The 17,062-nt window shown below is 72.2% G+C and carries 10 protein-coding genes; 5 read left to right on the top strand and 5 right to left on the bottom strand.

The genetic code is table 11. The features are described 5' to 3' along the window. On the top strand, positions 1-614 hold a 614-nt coding region (locus tag VIB55_RS01975; RefSeq protein ID WP_331874984.1), incomplete at its 5' end, for a glycoside hydrolase family 3 C-terminal domain-containing protein. Between the two features lie 66 nt (positions 615-680). On the opposite strand, the gene VIB55_RS01970 is transcribed toward VIB55_RS01975, so the two are convergent. Further along, on the bottom strand, positions 681-1,196 hold the full coding sequence (locus VIB55_RS01970) for a hypothetical protein (RefSeq protein WP_331874983.1): 516 nt from the start codon (positions 1,194-1,196) through the stop codon (positions 681-683). 280 nt (positions 1,197-1,476) lie between these two features. Beyond that, complete coding sequence (locus VIB55_RS01965; RefSeq protein WP_331874982.1) at positions 1,477-1,971, bottom strand: hypothetical protein; 495 nt, start codon at positions 1,969-1,971, stop codon at positions 1,477-1,479. 206 nt (positions 1,972-2,177) lie between these two features. On the opposite strand from VIB55_RS01965, the gene VIB55_RS01960 reads away from it, so the two are divergent. From VIB55_RS01960 to VIB55_RS01945, 4 genes are all read left to right on the top strand, one after another. Next, positions 2,178-3,527: a DUF1343 domain-containing protein gene (locus tag VIB55_RS01960; protein ID WP_331874981.1), complete on the top strand. Its 1,350-nt coding sequence runs from the start codon at positions 2,178-2,180 to the stop codon at positions 3,525-3,527. Between the two features lie 499 nt (positions 3,528-4,026). After that, positions 4,027-7,218, top strand: a complete 3,192-nt coding sequence (locus tag VIB55_RS01955; RefSeq protein WP_331874980.1) for a PAS domain S-box protein — start codon at positions 4,027-4,029, stop codon at positions 7,216-7,218. After that, entirely contained in the window at positions 7,215-8,783 is a 1,569-nt protein-coding gene (locus tag VIB55_RS01950; protein ID WP_331874979.1) for a hybrid sensor histidine kinase/response regulator, read from the top strand. The genes VIB55_RS01955 and VIB55_RS01950 overlap by 4 nt, the downstream gene beginning before the upstream one ends. Beyond that, on the top strand, positions 8,780-12,724 hold the full coding sequence (locus VIB55_RS01945) for a PAS domain S-box protein (RefSeq protein WP_331874978.1): 3,945 nt from the start codon (positions 8,780-8,782) through the stop codon (positions 12,722-12,724). The genes VIB55_RS01950 and VIB55_RS01945 overlap by 4 nt, the downstream gene beginning before the upstream one ends. Positions 12,725-12,770: 46 nt before the next feature. Here VIB55_RS01945 and VIB55_RS01940 read toward each other — a convergent pair whose 3' ends face one another. From VIB55_RS01940 to VIB55_RS01930, 3 genes are all read right to left on the bottom strand, one after another. After that, a complete protein-coding gene (locus tag VIB55_RS01940) occupies positions 12,771-13,976 on the bottom strand; it encodes a hybrid sensor histidine kinase/response regulator (RefSeq protein ID WP_331874977.1) in 1,206 nt (401 codons plus the stop codon). Beyond that, entirely contained in the window at positions 13,976-15,745 is a 1,770-nt protein-coding gene (locus tag VIB55_RS01935) for an ATP-binding protein (RefSeq protein ID WP_331874976.1), read from the bottom strand. Before VIB55_RS01935 ends, VIB55_RS01940 begins: the two co-directional genes overlap by 1 nt. Before the next feature lie 30 nt (positions 15,746-15,775). Beyond that, positions 15,776-17,062, bottom strand: a 1,287-nt coding sequence (locus tag VIB55_RS01930) for a hybrid sensor histidine kinase/response regulator (RefSeq protein ID WP_331874975.1), incomplete at its 5' end; no start/stop codon positions are given.

The raw sequence follows: 17,062 nt of genomic DNA, 5'->3' as shown, positions 1-17,062 counted from the left end.
GCGCGCGGGTGGATGCCGCGGCCGTGGGAGCGATCGCCGGGCGCGCGGAGCACCGGGCGGTGGCGCGTTCCGTCGCGGAGCGCTCGCTGACCCTCGCGCGCAACCAGGGCAGCGTGGTGCCGCTGGCTCGCGGCTCACGCGTGCTGCACGTCACCTACACCAGCACGGGACGCGGCCCATCAGGAGCGGAGCTTCAGCGCGCCCTGGCGGCGGGCGGGCTTTCCGCCGAGCACGTGCGCGTGGGGCCGTCCACCTCTGCCGCGCAGTTCGCCGCGCTGCGCACCCGCGCGTCGGCAGCCGAGGTGCTGGTGGTGAGCGTGGCCGTGGCGCCGGTGCAGTACCGCGCGCTGGCCATCTCGTCTGCCTTCGGTGCGTGGGTGCAGGGGCTGGCGGCGGCGGGAACGCGCGTCGTCGTGGTGTCGCTGGGAACGCCGTACCTGCTGCAGGCCTTCCCCGCGGTTCCCGCCTACCTGCTGGCCTGGGACAGCCGCGAGCCGGCGGAGGGCGCCGCCGCCGCCGCGCTGCTGGGCAGCGCGCCCATCCGGGGGCGGCTTCCCGTTTCCCTGCCGCCGTTCCACCGGCTGGGAGAAGGCGTCACGCTCCCCCAGCCGTGACGCAAAACGCGCACGCCGTCCGGGTGGGACGGCGTGCGCGTTCGGCACTTCTCGGGGTCGCAGGGCTCAGCGCCGGTCATTCCCGAAGTGGCGGGTGATCCTCCAGGTGCCGATCTCCGCCTGCTTTCCGGCCTCGTACGTGAGCGGATGGTCCTTGTAGGTCACCGCCGCGATGTGCACGCCGTACGATCCTCCCACGTTGCCCCAGACCATCGTCACCAGCTCCGTGTGCCCGAAGTCGCTGAACGTGGTGCTGCTGGGCTGTCCGTAGCGGGCCAGCGCCACGCAGGCGTCCATCCCCACCGCCACGCCGGAGCGCCGGCCGCGGGCCTCCTCAGCATCGGCGCAGCCCATCCGGGCCAGCAGCGTGGGCGAGGCGGCCGGATGCCCGGACCGGCGCCGCGCAGGCTCTTCGACATCCGCCTTGGGCGCCACGGCCGGTGCCCCGCCTTCGATGACGCCGCTGACGGCCATCATCTCCGCGCCGCCGAACGGAACGGCCTGCGCACGTGCTTCGGACGCGGTGATCAGCGAGATCGTGGCGGCGAGGGCGGCGGCGTAGCGGATGAAGGACATGTCCATGGCTCCTGCGATGTCGGTGAGGTGCGGGACGAGGGTCCCGGCGACGGCATCACCTTATTCGAGGATCGCGCCATGTCCGTCAATTGCGTGTAAGTCCTTTCTGAATGCCGATTTACATCCTTTTTGCCTATCCGCTGTGCCCGCGGTGGAGCGTACGGATATCGGTCTGAGCCCATCGTGCTTCGACGCGGAAGCTGTGTAATTCCGCCACGTTCAGCGTGCCTGTTCGAATTCCGGGCAGACGAGTGCGAAAAGCGCACACCGCCGGGTCGTCGGCGTCTCACCGCATTCCCGCCACCTCGTGCCGCCCGGCCCAGAAGAGGGAGTAGATGGCGATCACCGCCAGGCACACCGGCAGGAAGACGACATAGGACAGCGCCTTCAGCTGCAGGAACACGAAGAAGAACACCGCGATCGGCCACAGCCCGCCCAGGAGAGTGACGAGCAGAAAGGAGAGGACCAGCGCGGCGGCGTCGCGCCCCGCCGTGCGGCGGACCTCGGCCTGGATGCCCCACGTCCAGCGGTGATAGCGGTTGCGGGGAAAGCCCAGTTCCAGCGGCGTCGGGTACTCGGCGCTGTACCGCGCGACCCACACGACCGTGGCCCCGAGCACGCCGCCGACCACGTTGCGCAGCGCCGGGTCGATCACCGCGTAGTAGAAGCGGGACCACGCCCAGTACACGGCCACGAGCCCCGCGCCGAACGCGATCTGCACCGGCAGCGGCCACGCGGCGGTGATCAGGTTCTGCAGAAACTCGCGTTCCAGCTCGGTCATCTGCCGACGGGGTTGACGGTGGGACCCAATCGTCGCGCCTTCTCGCGGGTCGGCGCAAGGTCGTTCGTCCCGTGGACGCTCTACCCGGCGCGTCCATGGCGCGTGTTTCGCAGGCCCGGAGCACGCTCGCCGCCACGCGGCAGTGTGGGTACCGCACCGCCAGCTGACGCGGACGGCGGCACTTCCCCGGACCCGACGGACTACCGATGCATCGCCACACCCCGCGCCTCGTTCGCTACACCGCCGCCCTGGCGCTCGCCGCCCTCTCCGCCGCGGGCTGCCGGACCGGGTCGCAGCCGGAAGCGGCCGGCGCGCAAGCCGATTCCTCGGCCGCTCCGCAGGCGTCCGCGCCGGCGAAGGACGCGCCGGCCCGGAGCGCCGGGGTGGTGCCGGGAATCGAGGTGCTGCTGCGCGACTCGGTGCACCTGGTGCGCGGCAAGCGGGTGGGGCTGATCACCAATCCCAGCGCCGTCACGCGCTCCGGCGAGCTGGGGGCGGACGTGCTGGCGCGCACCCCCGGCGTGCGGCTGGTGGCGCTGTTCGGGCCCGAGCACGGCATCCGCGGCGACCTGGAGGCGGGCGCCACCTTCGTCGGCGGGCGCGACGCGCGCACCGGCGTTCCCGTCTACTCCCTGTACGACCGCACCCAGCGCCCCACCGCCGCGGAGCTGGACAGCGTAGACGTGCTGGTGTTCGACATCCAGGACATCGGGGCGCGCGTCTACACCTTCGTCTGGACGATGGCGATGGCGATGGAAGAGGCCGCCAAGCGCAAGATCCCCTTCGTCGTCCTCGACCGGCCCAATCCCATCACCGACGCGCAGGACGGCCCCGTGATGGACATGGAGGTGCGTGCCGTTACGCAGGTGATCACGGGCTACTACAGCGTGCCCCTGCGCCACGGGATGACGGCCGGCGAGATCGCCCGGTACTTCAACGAGACGGCCAACGTGGGCGCCGAGCTGCACGTGGTTCCGGCCGAGGGGTGGCGTCCGGACATGTGGTTCGAGGAAACGGGGCTGCGCTTCATTCCGCCCAGCCCCAACATCCGCTCGGTGAACGCGGCGCTCAACTTTTCCGGGCTGGTGCTGGGCGAGGGGACCAACGTGCACGTGGGGCGGGGCACCGACGCGCCCTTCAGCTACGTGGGCGCGCCCTGGCTGAACGCCGAGCGGCTGCGACAAGCCGCGGCGCAGTACAACCTTCCCGGCGTGACGCTGACGCCGGTGCAGATCACGCCGACCACCGATCCCAAGGTCGACACGCAGTACAAGGGGCAGACCTTCACCACGCTGCGGCTGGACATCACCGACCGCAATACCTACCGCCCGGCGTACACGGCGCTCGTGCTGCTGACCGAGGCGAAGAAGCAGAACCCGGGGCAGTTCCGGGTGATGAACACGGGGTTCACGCAGATGATCGGCTCGCACTGGGCGCGTGCCGCCTTCGACCGCGGCGACGACCCGCGCGAGATCGACCGCCGCTGGCAGCGCGAGCTGGCCGAGTGGAACAAGGTCCGCGAGCGCTACCGCATCTACCCGCGCGCCGCCCGGTAATCTCGATCGCAGGTTCGACGGAACGCCCGCCGGGAGGCACTGCTCCCCGGCGGGCGCTTCCGTGCGTGGGCCCCAACGCACCTCGCGGTCCGCGAGACGAACGAACGCACGTGACACTCCGGCGCCTTCCCCGCGTGCCGGCCGCCGCGGACCGCCTGCACCGCCCGAGCCCTCCCGATCGTCGTGCCCGTCCATCCGCCGGCTCTTCGGATGGGAGATGAAACTTCCTGCACACGTATCGTAAAGGACTCATTCTGCTGTTACAAAACGCGCACTTTCGCGCCGATGAACTCCTTATCCCTGCCTAGCTTGGGTTGGGGTTTTCTTTCCGGACGAATCTGGGACATTCCGGAAAAATCGGCTGATCGCAGTTTCCAGTTTGGGCCTGCGGATTGCGTCGCCGGGGCAGGAACTCCTTGCTACCCCCGGACTGCCGCAGCCGCATGAATGCAGCATCCTCGACGGGCGTGGTCTTCATGCATGCGCGCGGAGGCGGCGGATGACCGGCCCCTCCCGAGCGGCGCGCGAGGATGCACTCCGCGACCCGGAGCGGCTCACCGCTCTGCGGCAGGCCGACCTGCTCGACACCCTTCCCGAAGCCAGCTTCGACCGCCTGGCACGGCTCGCCGGCCGCCTCCTTCACGCACCGCTGGCGCAGGTGAACCTCGTCGACGACCGGCGGCAGTTCTCCAAGAGCAGCATTGCCCCGGCCACCTGGTCGGGCGGGCGCGAGGCGCCGCTCCATGACTCGTTCTGCCAGTACACCATCCGCACGCGTGAGCCCTTCGTGGTGGAGGACGCCCGCGTCCACCCGCTGGTTTCCGGGAGCGCGGCGGTCAGGGAGCATGGCCTGATCGCGTACGCGGGGGTGCCGCTGCTTTCCCCCGACGGGTTCGCGCTCGGCACCCTGTGCGTGGGCGACTTCGCCCCGCGCCGCTGGACGGAGGAGGAGCTGCAGGTGCTCAGTGACCTGGCGGACGCGGTTTCCACGGAAGTGGAGCTCCGGCGCGAGGTCCGCCGCCGCGAGCAGGCGCGGGACGAGGCCGCCGAGAGCCGGCGGCTGCTCTCTACGCTCCTCGAACACATACCGGGTGCCGCCTACCGCTGCCGCAACGAGCCGCACTGGCCGGTGGAACTGGTCAGCATGGGGGTCGCGGAGCTCACCGGGTACCCGCCGGAAGCGTTCACCGAGGGAAAGGTGACGTTCGGCCAGCTCATTCACCCCGACGACCGCGGACAGGTATGGAACGCGGTGCAGGAGGCGGTGGCCGCGCCCCGGCCGTTCCGGCTGGAATACCGCGTCCGGGATTGGACGGGAGCCGAGCGCTGGGTGTGGGAGCAGGGGGAAGGCGTCTTTTCGGCCGACGGGGAGCTGCTTGCCCTGGAAGGGCTGATCCTGGACGTCACGGACCGCAAGCAGGGGGAGTTCGAGCTCGCCCGCAACGCGGCCACCCTGCAGGGGGTGCTCGACGCCTCGCCCGACGTCATCGAGCTGCTGGACCTGGAGGGCCGCTTCCGCTGGGTGAGCCCCGCGTCGCGCGAGGTGCTGGGCTACGCCACCCACGAGATGGAAGGCCGGCCGTTGCTGGAGTTGCTGCACCCCGAGGACCGCGACGAGGTGGCCGCGGGGCTGGCGGCGCTGGGTTCGGGCACCCGGGACGACTTCAACCTGCGATACCGGGTGCAGCACCGGACGGGCGAATGGGTGGTCCTGGACACGCGGGCGCGGCTGGTCAGGGACCGGGGTTTCGACGGCTTCGTCCTGGTGGCCCGCGACGTCACCGCCCAGCAGGAGATGGAGCGCCGCCTCGTGGAGAGCGAGGAGCTGTACCGCAGGCTCTTCGAGACGAACCCGTTCCCCATGTGGCTGGTAGACCCGGAACGGTTCGCGTTCGTGGACGCCAACCGGGCCGCCGTCCAGGCCTACGGGTACTCGCGGGCGGAGTTCCTGGGCATGAGCGTACGCGATCTCCGCCCCGCCGAAGAGATCCAGCGGCTGGAGACGGTGATCACCGCCACCTGCCAGGAGGCCGCCGGCCAGCGAACCGAAACCCGCCACACGACGAAGCCGGGCGGCGTTCGCGACGTCGAGGTGCACACCCAGCCCATCACGGTCGACGGGCGAAAGCTGGTGATCGCGGTGGCGCACGACGTTACCGAACGGCGCAAGGCCGAGACGGCGCTGCGTGAAACGAACGAGTTCCTGCAGTCCATCCTGGAGAGCACTCCCGACGTCGTGTTCGTCAAGGATCTGGCCGGGCGGTACCGGCTCACCAACTCGGCCGGCCTGGCGCTCCTGGGACGTCCCGCGGCAGAGGTGATCGGAAAGACCGACGGGGAGCTGTACCCCGACGAGGTGGTGAGGGCGTTTCGCGCCGCCGATTCGGAAACCGTGAGCACCGGGCGCGTGGTCACCAGCGAGCAGACCATCGGCACACCGGCGGGAACCCGCTCGTTCGAGGCCACCGAGGTTCCCCAGCGCGATGGCGAGGGGCGCATCATCGGCGTGATCGGAATCGCCCGCGACGTTACCGCGGCCAAGGCGGCCTTCGAGGCGCTGCGCGCGGCCAAGGTAGAGGCGGAGCGCGCCAACCTGGCCAAGAGCGAGTTCCTGTCGCGCATGAGCCACGAGCTGAGGACGCCCATGAACGCCATCCTGGGTTTCGCGCAGCTCCTGGAGCTGGAGGTGGAAACGGACGAGAACCGCGAGAGCGTACAGCAGATCCTTCACGCCGGGCGGCACCTGCTGCGGCTGATCGACGAGGTGCTGGACCTGGCGAGCATCGAGGCCGAGCGGGTGACGCTCACGCTGGAGCCCGTGCGGCTCACGGAGGTCCTTCGCCAGTCGCTGGCGCTGGTGCGGTCGATGGGGGAGAACCGCCGCGTCACCTTTCACGAGGGGCCCGGCTGCGACGCCGCCGTGCTGGCCGACGAGCAGCGGCTGAAGCAGGTGCTGCTGAACCTGCTTTCCAACGGCGTGAAGTACAACCGCGAGGGCGGCTCCGTCACCGTTTCCTGCCGCGAGGCGGCCGGCGGCCGCCTGCGCATCCTGGTTGCCGACACGGGGCCGGGGATCGCGCCGGAACTCCAGGGGCGGCTGTTCAGGGCCTTCGAGCGGCTGGACTCGGGGCGCACCGACGTCCCCGGCACCGGGCTGGGACTGTCGCTTTCGAAGGGGCTGGTGCAGGCGATGGGGGGCGAGATCGGGGTGGAAAGCGCGGTGGGGGAGGGAAGCACCTTCTGGGTGGAGCTTCCCCGCGCCACGGAGGACGGCGGCCGGGCGGCGGGCGGCGGCGGCGCGCCGGAAGTGCGGACGGTGCTGTACATCGAGGACAACCGCTCCAACGTGCGCCTGGTGGAGCGCGTCCTGGCCGGGCGGGGAGACCTGGAGCTCGTGGCCGCCGGGGAGGGGCGCGAGGGGCTGGAACTGGCCCGGCGGCTGAAGCCGGGGCTGGTGCTGCTGGACGTGCACCTCCCCGACATGGACGGCGAGCAGGTGCTGGCCGAGCTGCGCGCCGACCCGGAGCTGCGCGCCACCCCCGTCGTCGTGATCAGCGCCGACGCCACCCCCGGCCGGGTGCAGCGCCTGCTGGACGCGGGCGCGCTCGACTACCTGACGAAGCCCTTCGACGTGCGGCGGCTGCTCGCCGCCATCGAGAACGCGCTCGACCACGCCGGACCGGGCCGATGAGCGCCCCCTTCCGCGGCCCCTCCGTGGATCCCTCCCCGGCGGCGGGCACCGGCGCCCTGCATTCCGTCCTCCACGCCCGCCTGCTGGTGGTGGACGACGAGCCGGCCAACGTGCTCCTGCTGGAGCGGATCGTCCGCCGGGCGGGCTACACCGAGGTGCGGTCGACGACGGATTCGCGCACGGCCATGGCGCACGTTTCCGAGTTCCGCCCCGACATCGTGCTGCTGGACCTGAACATGCCTTTCGTGGACGGGTTCGCCCTGCTGGGCGAGATCGCGCGGGCGGTGCCCGAGGGCAGCTACCTTCCCGTGCTCGTGCTCACCGCCAACGTGAGCCGCGACGCACGCGAACGCGCCCTGTCGTCGGGCGCCCACGACTTCGTCACCAAGCCGTTCGATCCCGCCGAGGTGCTCCTCCGCATCCGCAACCTGCTGCAGACGCGCTTCCTGCACCTGGGGCTGGAGGCGCAGCTCCGGCATGCCCAGAAGCTGGAGGTGATCGGCCGGCTGACCAGCGGGATCGCGCACGACTTCAACAACCTGCTGACCTCCATCCGCGGCAACGCCCAGCTGCTGCTGATGGAGGCGCCCGAGGGCGACCCCGCGCGCGAAGACCTGCGCGAGATCGACGACGCCGTGGACCGCGCCGTGGCGCTGATCCGCCAGCTGATGGCCTTCAGCCGCAAGCAGCCGCCGGAAATGCGCGAGGTGCACCTGAACGCGGTGATCGCCGGCCTGCGGAACACCCTCCTGCGGCTGCTGGGGAACGAGGTCCGCCTGCAGGTGTCGGCCGACCCCGCCCTGGGCCCGGTGCTGGCCGATCCGGGGCAGGTGGAGCAGGTGATCATGAACCTGGTGGTGAACGCGCGCGACGCCATGCCCGGCGGGGGCACCCTCACCATCGCCACCCGGAACGACGGGGCCGAGGCGCTCCTGTCCATCGGCGACACGGGGGTGGGAATTCCGCCGGAGGCGCGGGACCGCATCTTCGAGCCCTTCTTCACCACCAAGGACGAGGGGCAGGGCACCGGGCTGGGGCTCTCCATCGTCAGCGGCATCGTCGAACAGAGCCGCGGGCGGATCGAGGTGGCGAGCGACGCCGGCAGGGGCACCACCTTCACCCTGGCCTTTCCGCGGGTGGAGCCGGCCGCCCCGGCCTCCGCTCCCGCCGCGGCGGAGCACGGAGGCCTGGTGGGCGGCACCGAGGCGGTGCTGGTGGTGGACGCCGACGAGCGGGTGAGGGCGGTGCTCCGCAAGGTGCTCTTCCGGGCCGGGTACCGCGTGTTCGAGGCGCGGGGCGCGCGCGAGGCGCTGGACTTCGCGCGCGACTTCGCGGGCGCCATCGACCTGCTGGTCGCCGGGCTCCACCTTCCCGGGATGGACGGGGTGGAGCTTTCGCACCGGCTGGCCTCCGAGCGCCCGTCCCTGCGGACCCTCCTGCTGGGGATGGAAGGGGAGGGGGTGCCGGCCGGCGGCGCCCCCGGCCGGGCGGTGCTCAGAATGCCGTTCACCCCCCACGCCCTCGGCCGGAGCGTCCGGGACCTGCTGGCGGAGGCGGCGCCATGAACGGCTCCCACCACCCGGGGCTGGTCGCCCTTTCGGTGCTGATCGCGGTGGCCGCGTCGCACGTGGCCCTGGGGTTGGGGAACCGCGTGGCCGCGGCGCGCGGGCGGGCGATGCTGGCCTGGCTCGCCGGGGGGGCGCTGGCGATGGGAGCCGGCATCTGGAGCATGCACTTCGTGGGGATGCTCGCCTTCCGCGTTCCCGGCGTGGTGATCGGCTACGACGTGGTGCTCCTCTTCGCCTCGATGGCCATCGCGGTGGCGGCGTCGGCGGCCGCGCTGTACGTGGTGAGCCGGGCTGCGCCGCGAAGGGTGACGCAGGCCGCCGCGGCCCTCCCCATGGGCGTGGCGATCGCCGGGATGCACTACACCGGCATCGCGGGAATGCACCTGGGAGCCCGGGTGGAATGGAACCGTGCGCTCGTGGCCCTGTCCATCGCCATCGCGGTGGCCGCTTCGTTCGTGGCGCTGGGCCTGGCCACGCGCTTCCGCTCGGAGCCGTCGCGCCGCGACCGCCACCTGCGCCTGGGCGCCAGCATCGTGATGGGAGGGGCCATCGCGGGGATGCACTACACCGCGATGGCCGCGGCGCGGTTCGTTCCCGGGGGCGCGTCGGCGACGGTCATGGCCGACGACGTGCTCGCCACCCGCGGGCTCGCCGCCGCCGTGGCCGGGGGAACGGCGCTCATCCTGGTGATCGCGGTCGCGGCCTCGCTGGCGGCGCGGGAGCTGGCCCATCGCGCCGCGCTGGTGGGCGAAGTGAAGCGCCTGTACGCCACGGCCCGGGAAAGCGCGGAGCAGTACCGCCTGCTCTTCGACGGAAACCCGCACCCCATGTGCGTCTACGACCCGGAAACGCTAGCCCTGCTGGCCGTCAACGAGACGGCGGTCCGCGACTTCGGGTACTCGCGGGCGGAGCTGCTGGCGAAGACGCTGCGCGACCTTCACCCGGCGGAGCACCACGGGGCGCTGGCCCGGCACGTGGAAGCCGCCGCCGGGGCCGACACGGTGACGATGTGGAAGCTCCGCCGGAAGGACGGCACTCTCGTCGATGTGCAGGTGGATGCGCGCGCGATCGTCTACCAGGGGAGGCCGGCGCGGCTGGGGCTGATCCACGACGTCACCGACCGCGCGAGGGCCCAGGAGCACGAGCGGGAGCTCGTGGGCGCGTCCGCCGCCCGGGTGGCCGCCGAGGAAGCGCGGCACACCGTCGAGGAGCTGTTCGAAAGCATCACCGACGCGTTCTTCGCCTTCGACCTGGAGTGGCGCGCCACGTACGTCAACCGCAACGCCGAGGCCCTGCTGAGCAAGCCGCGCGAAGCGGTGATCGGAACGCTGATCTGGGAGCTCTACCCGTCCATCCGCGGCACGCCCCTGGAAGCCGAGCTTCGCCAGGCCGCGGCCGAGCGGCGGGGGGGCGACGTCGAGGTCCCGTCGCGGCTGAAGCCCGGCCACTGGTTTCACCTCCACTATGCTCCCACCAGCACCGGCGCCGTCGTCTACATCCGCGACGTGACGGAGCGGAAGCAGGCGGAGGAGTCGCTCCTGGAAGAGCGCAGGCGCCTGGCCGAGGCGCAGCGGGTGGCCCGGATCGGCAGCTGGGAGTGGGACCTTGAAACCAACCGGATCGACTGGTCCGACGAGCACTTCCGCCTGTGGGGGTTCGAGCCCCGCAGCTTCGTTCCCACCCGCGAGGCCGTCAAGGCCTGTACGCACCCCGACGACCGGGCGAGCGTGGCCGACGCCACCCAGGCCGCCATCCGCTCCCCGGGGCCGTTCCAGCACGAGCACCGGATCGTCCGCGCGGACGGGGAGGTCCGGGTGATGGACACCCGCGGCGAGGTGATCGCGAACGAGGCGGGCCAGGCGGTTCGCGTGGTGGGGACCAGCCAGGACATCACCGAGCGCAAGCGGCAGGAGGCCGCGCTGAACCGCGCCACGGCCGCCCTGGACGCCAGCATGGACGGCATCTGCGTCATCTCCGGCGACGGCGTGTTCGAGTACCTTAACCAGGCCAAGGCCCGGATGCTGGGCTACGACGGGCCCGAGCAGCTCCTGGGGCGGAGCTGGCGAACGGTGTACCCCCCGGACGAGGTGCTGCGCATCGAAGAGGAGGTTCTTCTCCTCGTCGAGCTGACGGGGCGGTGGCGCGGCGAGCTCGTGGCCATGCGGCGCGACGGCAGCACCTTTCCGGCGGCCGCGTCCATGACGAAGCTGGAGGGGAGCGGGTGGGTGGGCGTGGACTGGGACATCACCGCCACCAAGCAGGCCGAAGACGAGCTGCGGCGCCGGGGAGAGATGGTGAAGCTGCTGCAGATGGCGGCCACCACGTCGAACGAATCGGCCACCCTGGAGCAGGCGCTGGGCCGCGTCGTCGAGCAGGTGTGCCGGTTCACCCACCTGGCCATCGGCCACGCCTACGTGCGCGACGACCGGACGGGCGAGCTGGTCCCCACCAACCTCTGGTGCGAGGAGTGGCCGGAGCGTTCCCGGCCCTTCCGCGAATCCACCCGCGACGCGCGCTTCGCCCCGGGGCAGGGGCTTCCCGGGCGGGCGCTGGCCGGCGGGGCGCCGGTGTGGCTGGAGGACGTGACCCTCGACCCGGGCTTTTCACGTGCGCGGGCGGCCCGCGAGGCGAGCCTGCACACCGGTTTCGCCATCCCGGTACGCGCGGGCTCCGAGGTGGTGGCGGTGCTGGAGTTCTTTTCCGAAGCCCGCCTGCGCCCCGACGGGCTGCTCCTGGACACCCTGTCGAACGTGGGTACCCAGCTCGGGCGCGTGGCCGAGCGCACGCGGGCCGAGCGCGAGCTTCGCGCGGCGCGCGAAGAGGCCGAGCGGGCCAACCGGGCCAAGAGCGAGTTCCTGAGCCGCATGAGCCACGAGCTGCGCACCCCGCTGAACGCCATCCTGGGCTTCGGGCAGATCCTGGAAATGGAGGTGCGCAGCGAGGACGACCGCGAGAGCGCCGAACAGATCCTGCGGGCGGGGAGGCACCTGCTGGGCCTGATCGACGAGGTGCTGGACCTCGCGCGCATCGAGGCCGGCGCGGCCCTGGTGTCGGTGGCCCCCGTCGCGGTGCGGCAGACCGTGGCCGAATGCCTGGACCTCCTGCGGCACATGGGCCAGCAGCGGGGGGTGGCGATCGAGGCGGGCGATGCGCTGGCCTCCGACGCGGTGGTGCTGGCGGACCCGCAGCGGCTGAAGCAGGTGCTGCTGAACCTGCTTTCCAACGCCATCAAGTACAACCGGCCCGGCGGGGTGGCCACGGTCTCGGCCGAGCGCGCGGGCGGCGCGGCGCTGCGCATCGTGGTGGCCGACACGGGCGCGGGGATCTCGCCCGAAAAGCTGCACCGGCTCTTCGTTCCCTTCGACCGTCTGGACGCGGAGCAGTCGGGGGTGGAGGGCACCGGGCTGGGGCTGGCCCTATCGCGCGGGATGATGGGGGCCATGGGCGGCACCCTGGGCGTGCACAGCGAGGAAGGGCGGGGAAGCCGGTTCTGGGCGGAGCTGCCGCTCGTGCTCCCCGCCGCGGGGCACGCCCCGGAGCCCGAGGCGCCTCACGACGAGCCGTCGCGGACGGTGCTGGTGATCGAGGACAACCTGGCCAACCTGCGGCTGGTGGAGCGGGTGTTCCAGCGCCGGCCCGCCGTGCGCCTGCTTTCGGCGATGCAGGGGAGCCTGGGGCTGGACCTGGCCCGCGAGCACCGCCCCGACCTGGTCCTGCTCGACATGGACCTGCCGGACCTTTCCGGCGACGAGGTGCTGGCGCAGCTGCGCCAGGACCCCGCCCTGGCGCACGTTCCCGTGGTGATGGTCAGCGGCGACGCCATTCCCGCGCAGGTGCAGCGGCTGCTGGAGATGGGCGCACAGGGCTACATCACCAAGCCGTTCGACATCCAGGAGCTCCTGCGCGAGGTGGACGTGCACCTGGGCCGCGCGAGCTGACCCGGCAGCACCCTCCGCCCGCGGGGCGCGCGCCTGCGCCAGCCCGTCAGCGCGCGGGCTCCCCGTTCCCCTCGGCTGACAGCTCCAGGACGAAGGTGGAGCCGCGGCCGGGCTCGCTCTCGGCGCGCAGCCGGAACCCCAGCAGCTCGGCGGTGCCCCGGGCGATCGTCAGTCCCAGCCCCAGGCCGCCGTGCGCCCGGGCGTCGCTGTTGTCGGCCTGCTCGAACCGGTCGAAGATGGAGCGCAGGCGGTCGGGCGCGATTCCCGGCCCGGTGTCGGCGACCTCCACCGCCGCCGCGTCCCCGTCCGCGGCGATCACCCGCACGCAAACCTCGCCGGCCTCGGTGAACCGCACGGCGTTGTCGAGCAGCCTTTCCAGGATCTCGCGCAGGCAGGAGCCGTCGCTCAGCAGGGGACGCAACGCGCCGGGCACCTGCACCCCCAGCCGCACCCCGCGCTGGTCTGCGCGCGACGCGTAGTTCTGAACCACCTCGTTCACCACCGCCGCCACGTTCACCTCGAAGCGCCCCGGCCGCGCTTCGCCGGAGTCCAGCGACTGCAGGAGGAGCAGGTCTTCCACCAGCCGGGCCAGCCGCTCGGTGTTGGAGCCGGAGATTTCCAGCAGGCGCGCGGCGGCGGGGGGGAGGGCGCCCCCGGCCGCCCTGCCCAGCAGGCCGATGGAGCCGCGCAGCGCCGTGAGCGGCGTGCGCAGCTCGTGGCTGATGTTGGCCAGGAACTGCGACTTGGCGCGGCTGGCCGCCTCGGCCCGGGCGAGCGCCTCTTCCAGCGCGGCGGTGCGCTCGAGCACGCGCTGCTCCAGCGCCGCCGCCTGCCGCTGCAGCGCCCGCTGCAGGTGGCGCGTTTCCAGGAGGTTGCCCACGCGCAGGACGATCTCGGCAAAGTCGAAGGGCTTGGTGACGAAGTCGCGCGCCCCCGTCGAAAGGGCGCGCTCGCGCGCCTGCGGCGTGGCGTCGGCCGTGATCACCAGCACGGGCAGGTACTCGTCGCCGGCGCGGCTCACGATTTCGCTCAGGATGGCGAACCCGTCCACGTGCGGCATGTGAAGGTCCAGCAGCACCAGGTCCGGCTGCTGCTCGGCCACCAGCGGGAGCGCCTGGCGGGGATCGGTGGTCGTGTGCAGCGCGTGGTACCCCCTTCGCTCCAGCACGCGCCGCAGCAGGAGCACGTTCGCGGGTTCGTCGTCGACGATCAGGATCCGCGACGCGGCCAGGGTCTCGGCGGCAATCGGCATCACCTCTCCCCGGCCAGGGCGTCGTGCGCCGGCGCGTGTGCCTCGCCCGAGTCCGCCGGGTTCCTGGCGCGGGGGAGGTCGATCCAGAAGGTGCTCCCCTCGCCCGGGCGGCTGCGCGCCCCCACGTCGCCCCCCATGAGCTGCGCGAGGCCGCGGGAAAGCGGGAGCCCCAGGCCGGCGCCTTCCACCCCCAGCCGCTCGGCCCCCAGCCGCTCGAACGAATCGAAGACGCACTCCAGGTGGTGGGGCGCGATCCCCGTGCCGGTATCGCACACCTCCAGCCGGATGCGGTCGCGGTCGGCGATGCAGGTGAGGATGACGGAGCCCCCTTCGCGGTTGTACTTGATGGCGTTGGAAAGAAGGTTCAGCAGCACCTGCGTCAGCCGCTGCGCGTCGGCAAAAACGTGGAAGCCGCAGGCGTACACGGCGTCGGCGTCAAGGCGGATCCCCCGCTGCGCCGCGAGCGGGCGCACCAGGTCGGCCGAGCTGCGCACGACGTCGGCGAGCGGCACCCGCTCCACGGCCAGGGCAATGGTGCCGGACTCGATGCGGGCGATGTCGAGCACCTCGTCGACCAGGTTCAGCAGGTGCCGCCCCGCGCGCAGGATCTGCTCGACGCTTTCGCGGTCGTCCGGGCGCTCCACGTCCTGCTCCAGCAGCTGCGCGAAGCCCAGCACCGCGTTGAGCGGGGTGCGAAGCTCGTGGCTCATGCGCGACAGGAACTCGCTCTTCACCCGGTTCGCCCGCTCCGCTTCGTCCCGGGCCGCCCGGAGCGCCGCGTCGGCCCGCTTCTGGTCGGTGATGTCGTCGGTGATGCCGGCCACGCGGTAGATCGCGCCGTCGCCGTCCGTCACGGGAAAGCCCCGCGAAACGAGCCACCGCACCTCGCCGCCGGGGCGAAGGATGCGGTACTCGAGCCGTTCCACGAACTCGTGCCCGGCGATGGCCCCGGCCACCCGCTCCCGGTCGTCCGGGTGCACCACCTCCAGGATGGAGCTGGGGTCCCGCAGCCAGCGCTGGGCCGGGAACCCCCAGGTACGCTCGTGCGCCGCGCTCACGTACAGCCCGCGGGTGAACTCCGGGTCGGCCATCCAGAACACCTGGGGGATGTGCTCCGCGAACTGGCGAAACCGCTCTTCGCTTTCCCGCAGCTGCTCCTCGGCCGCCCTGCGCGCCCGAAGCTCCAGGCGGATGGCGATCTCGGCCTCCACGGCGGCCGCGAGCTCGCGGAGCAGCCCCTCTTCGTCCGCCGTCCACTGGCGGGGCGCGGGTTCGGCCACGCAGAGCGTGCCCAGCGTCTGCCCTTCGGCGGCCACCAGGGGAACCCCCAGGTACGCGACCATCCCCAGCGACTGGACGGCCCCCGCGCCGGCCGTCCGCGCGTCGCGGCGCGTGTCGGGGATGGCCAGGGGCTCGCCGGAAGCCAGGGCGTGCATGCACACCGACTCGCGGGCCGGGATGCTGCGGCTTGCCGGCCCCTCGCCACCCGCCACCCGGCTGAGCGAAAACTGCTGCTGGTCGTCGAGCAGGTTCACGAAGGCCATCCGCGTCCCGAGCAGCCGGGCCGCAAGGCGCGTCCAGCGGTCGAAGGCCTCGTCGGGAGCACCGTCCATCAGCTCCGTCGCGCGGAGCAGCGCCAGGCGTGCGGGATCGGAAAGGGCGGGCGGTGCGGGCCGGGTGCCGGCACCCTCGCCGTCAGCGGGGCTCACTACGGCGCAGCTCCTGGTGGACGTGACGGTCGTGATGGCGGACGGAAGGGCCTTCTGCACGCGCGGTGCCTGCCCGCCCGCCGCCGCGCATCAGGCCAGCGCGGCGTGCAGGTGCCGGAGCAACTGGTCCAGCGAGAACGGCTTTTCCAGCAGGTTGGGAGGCAGCTCGCCCGCGTCCTCGAAGGCGCCGCTGCCGCTGGTGTGCCCCGACATGAAGACCACGCGAACCCCGGGGCGGACCGCCTGTACGCGGCGGGCGAGCTCCGGCCCCTTCACCTGGGGCATCACCACGTCGGTCAGGAGCAGGTGGATTTCGCCGGGGAAGGTGGCGCTCACCCGCAGCGCCTCGTGCGCATCGGGCGCGTCCAGCACCGCGTACCCGTGCCGCTCCAGCATCCGGCGGACGGACCTGCGGACCGGGTCCTCGTCCTCCACCAGCAGGACGGTCGTGGCGGCGGCGGGCGGCGGGAGCGGGGAAGCGGCTTCGCCCGCCCCCTCCCCCGCCTCTTGGGCGGCGAGCGGAAGGAGCACGAAGAAGGTGCACCCCTCGCCGGGCGCGCTCCGGACGCCGACGGACCCGCCGCTCTGGTTGACGATCCCGTACACCGTCGAAAGCCCCAGGCCGGTGCCCCTGCCCACCGGCTTGGTGGTGAAGAAGGGTTCGAACACCCGCGCCTGCGTGCGCTCGTCCATGCCGTGGCCGGAATCGGAAACCGTGAGCAGGACCCCGTCCTCGCCCGGCGCCAGGTACAGCCCGGGCACCTGTGGAACGCCGCTCCCGGACACGGCGCGCGTGCCCACGGTGATCCGCCCCCCGTCGGGCATGGCGTCGCGGGCGTTCACCATCAGGTTCACGATCACCTGCTCCAGTTGGCCGGGGTCCGCCAGCACCGGCAGCGGCTCCGGCGCGAGCTCCACCACCAGCTCCACGTCGTCGCCCATCAGGCGCACGAGCATCCGGTGCGTTCCCGCGACCACGTCGTTCAGGTCCACGAGCCGGGGGTGAAGCACCTGCTTGCGGCTGAACGCCAGCAGCTGCCGCGCGAGCATGGCGCCGCGCTCCCCGGCGCGGTCGATCTCCAGCAGGTCCTCCCGCACGGCCGTGTCGTCCACGTCCATCAGCAGCACCTGCGCAAACCCGCGCACCGCCGTGAGGATGTTGTTGAAGTCGTGCGCCACGCCGCCGGCCAGGCGGCCGATGGCCTCCAGCTTCTGCGCCTGCCGCAGCTCCTCTTCCTTGCCCTTCAGCGCCAGCTCGGCACGCGTGCGTTCGGTGATGTCGGTGGACACGGCGAGGACCTGGTGGTCTCCGCCCCCGGGGGGCGTGAGGCGCACCTTGAAGGTATGCAGCCAGCGCACGTCGCCCGTGCGCGGATC

The sequence above is a fragment of the Longimicrobium sp. genome (genome assembly GCF_036554565.1).
Taxonomy (GTDB): domain Bacteria; phylum Gemmatimonadota; class Gemmatimonadetes; order Longimicrobiales; family Longimicrobiaceae; genus Longimicrobium.
The sequence above is the reverse complement of the archived record's forward strand: the minus strand, read 5'-3'. Positions and strand labels throughout refer to the sequence as shown.